Below are 4,035 nucleotides of genomic sequence, written 5' to 3'. Positions count from 1 at the left end.
AAACAAATTGCCCAATATCGATACGGATGTACCTTCCAACGTGTCAGTTCGGGGCGAAGTGGCCTTTTTGCGGCCCAACTCCCCCAAAAATGCAGATTTCCGTGGAGAGACGACCACCTACCTGGATGATTTTGAAGGTGCCCAGGCCCTGATCGACATACGTTCTTCCCTGGGCTGGTCCCTTGCCAGTACACCGGAAGAGTTTAAAGTAGACGGAGAAGCGGATATTGAGACCGGCTACGAACGGGCAAAAATGGCCTGGTATACCATCGACCCTATTTTTTATACCAACCAGCGGCCTGCAACCGTTTCGGATAACGATATTTCGACGAACGCCACCCGCCGTGTATTTATTGATGAGGTATTTCCGCAAATTGATGTGGCACAGGGGCAGACCACCGTACAGAATACCCTGGACCTGGTGTATTATCCTAACCAAAGGGGACCGTACAATGCCAACACCAATTTCGCCGCCCTTACGCCGGACCAGAAATGGGCCGGGATCATGCGCTCCCTGAGCAGTACCAACTTTGAGCAATCAAACGTGGAATTCGTTCAGTTCTGGGTACTGGATCCCTATGTAGATGGCATAGCCACTGGCCCCGGGGAACTGGTCATAAACCTGGGGAACATTTCCGAGGATATCCTGGAAGATGGAAGAAAACAATACGAAAACGGCCTGCCCGGGGTGAACAGCAATGACCTCACCACAGCTACCGTATGGGGAAAAGTGCCTGCGACCCAGTCGCTGGTCTACGCCTTTGACGCGGATGAGACCAACAGGGGGTTACAGGACATTGGGTTTGACGGGCTTGATGACGCCGAAGAAGCTGCACAGGGATACACAGGTCCGCCAGAAGACCCTGCCCTGGATAATTATCAGTACTACCTTAACCGCGAGGGGGGCATCCTGGAGCGGTATTATGATTTTAACAACCCGGATGGCAATTCCCCGGTAACCGTAACCAACACCAATCGGGGCTCTACCACCCTGCCCGATGTGGAAGATGTGGACAGGGATCTGACCATGAACACCATCAACAGTTACTACGAATACCGTATCCCTATTGCCCCCAATACGACGATTAACGATAGATACGTAACCGATATCAAAGAGGGTACTACCCCAAACCTGCCCAATGGTTCCCAGCTGAACCGCAGGTGGATCCAATACAAGATCCCGCTTAGCGATTTTACAGATGCGGTGGGGGGTATTTCTGACTTCCGTTCCATAAGTTTTATGCGGATGTACCTGACCGGCTTTTCAGATGACGTTGTACTCCGTTTTGCCACCCTGGACCTGGTAAGGGGGGATTGGCGGAACTATACCAAATCCCTGGAAACCAATGGTGACGATCCTGCAGATGACGGCACCCTGGTGGATGTGAATACGGTCAATATAGAAGAGAATAATTCCAGAATACCCATTCCCTATGTGCTGCCCCCAGGAGTTGTAAGGGAACAGCTGAACAACAACAATACGATCATCAGGCAAAATGAACAGTCACTGTCCTTCTTGCTGGAAAACCTCGAACCTGAAGATTCCAGGGGGGTTTTCAAAAATGTGAACATTGATGTGCGCCAGTACGAGCGGATCAAGATGTTCCTTCATGCGGAGAAAATACTGGATTCTGACTACCTGAATGATGACTTGCCACTGGTGGGCTTCCTCAGGATAGGGACGGACTTTTCAGAGAATTTCTATCAGATCGAGGTACCCCTTCAGTTTACACCCTTCGGTTCTGCAAGTGCCGATCAGATCTGGCCGGATGTTAACGAACTCAATATCGCCATAGCCGACCTGAACAAGGTTAAATCCCAGGGGATTGCCGATCAGACCCTCAGCGATATCAATTTTTATGAAATTATCGATGGGGAAGTGGTTCCTGTAGCCGAATTTGCCCCAAGGACGCTTGGACGTGTTCGGATAGGGATCCGGGGAAATCCTTCCCTGGGAAGTATCCGGAGCATGATGGTGGGGGTAAAGAATATAGACAATGTGCCGGCCAGGGCAGAGGTTTGGTTTAATGAATTGCGTCTTGCCGGACTGGATAATAAAGGGGGATGGGCAGCTGTAGCCGCCATCGATGCCAACATGGCGGATTTTGCAAATGTTTCAGCAACGGGAAGTAAAAGTACCTCAGGTTTCGGAGCGATCGATCAGATGCCAAATGAACGCCTGCGTGAAGATGCAGTTAGTTATGACGTGGTCACCAACGTTGAGGTGGGTCAGCTGTTCCCCAAAAAGTGGAACCTTCAGATCCCATTTAACTATGGCATTTCAGAACAACTGATTACCCCGGAATTCGACCCGGTTTACGATGACCTGAAGCTGGACGATCGGATAGCGGCAGCAGCTACACAAGCTGAGGCAGATGAAATCCAGGAACAGGCAGAGGACTATACCAAACGCACCAGCATCAACTTTATTGGGGTCCGCAAGAACAGGGGCCCTGAGGCAGAGGCCAATTTCTTTGATGTGGAAAATTTCACCTTCAATTATTCCTATAACGAGACCGAACATCGGGATTTTGAGGTGGCCCAGTTGCGTGACCAAAACGTACGGGCAGGGTTTGTGTACAACCATAACTTTAAACCAGCCCCGGTGGCCCCGTTTGCCAAGAACGATTCGCTGTTCCGGGGGAAATACTGGCAATGGCTGAAAGACCTGAACTTTAACTTGCTGCCCTCCAGCTTGTCTGTCCGTTCAGACATCGACCGCCAACTGAACCAGCAGCGTTTCCGGGATGTGCTGGAACCCGGGGTGGAGCGCCTGGAATTGCCCTTGTTACAACAACGCAACTACCTTTTTAACTGGCAGTACGCTTTAAATTACAGCCTGACCAAATCGCTGAGGGTCAACCTTACCGCTTCGAACAACAATATCATTCGCAACTATTTCACCGAAGAGGGCAACCCGGATTCCCCTATTGATGAAACCCTTGAAATCTGGGATGGCTTCTTTGACGTAGGGGAACCCAACAGGCATGCACAGCAGATGCAGGTGAACTACGAACTGCCTTTCAGTAAAATTCCTATACTGGATTTTATCAATGCGCAATATACCTACACCAGTAATTTCGACTGGCAGAGAGGCGGGGATGCCATACGTGAAGTTACCGGTGAAGACATCAATACCATACAGAACGCGCAGACCCACACCATCACTGCGGCATTGAGCATGCCCAGGTTCTATGATCAGATCGGGTTGAAGAAACGAGATACGAAAGGAGCTGCCAAACCTGTCCGGCGCGATAAGGGAGGCAACCTGCCCAGCGGCGCTGAAGAGCAAAAATCAGGAAAGGGTAGTGGCCTTGGAAATGCCCTGGTAGATGTGCTCACCATGGTAAAACGGTTAAACATCAACTACAGTGAGAATAACGGGCAGGTATTGCCAGGCTATACGCAATCCATTGGTTTCATTGGAACTACCCGGCCTACCCTGGGATTCGTATTCGGAAGTCAGGCCGATGTGCGCTTTGAAGCTGCACGAAATGGCTGGCTGACCACCTTCCCGGAATTCAACCAGCAATTTATCAGGCGTAAAAACACACAGCTCAATGTTACGGCCACAGCCCAGCTGACTTCAGACCTTACCATAGACCTTACGGCCGACAGGCAGCTGACCAGCAGCCTGCAGGAAAACTTCAAGGTTGAGGACGGGGAGTATATCCAGCAGACGCCCAATACTTTTGGCAATTTCAGCATTTCCACCCTGATGATCGGGACGTTTTTCAACAAGAGCGATGAGGTGTCTTCAGACAACTTCGAAACATTTAAGGAGAACAGGATTGTGATCGCAAACCGTCTGCTTTCTGATCGGTCACAACCCGACGAAGGCCTGGACGCCGATGGCTTTCCCACACGTTACGGGAAGACTAATCAGGAGGTGTTGCTTCCTGCTTTCTTTGCCGCCTATTCGGGTCAGGATGTAAACCGGGTGAATCTTGATGCCTTCAGGGAGATCCCCATCCCGAACTGGAACATAAAGTATACCGGGCTCATGAGGAACAAGTGGTTCAAAAAGACATTCAA

General features: G+C 50.4%; 1 protein-coding gene. It reads left to right on the top strand.

All coding sequences use genetic code 11. The features are described 5' to 3' along the window. A partial coding sequence (sov, locus tag AC4E7D_RS12525) for a T9SS outer membrane translocon Sov/SprA (protein WP_490174126.1) occupies positions 1–4,035 on the top strand: 4,035 nt, incomplete at both ends.

This window comes from Lentiprolixibacter sp. (genome assembly GCF_982873095.1).
The sequence above is the reverse complement of the archived record's forward strand: the minus strand, read 5'-3'. Positions and strand labels throughout refer to the sequence as shown.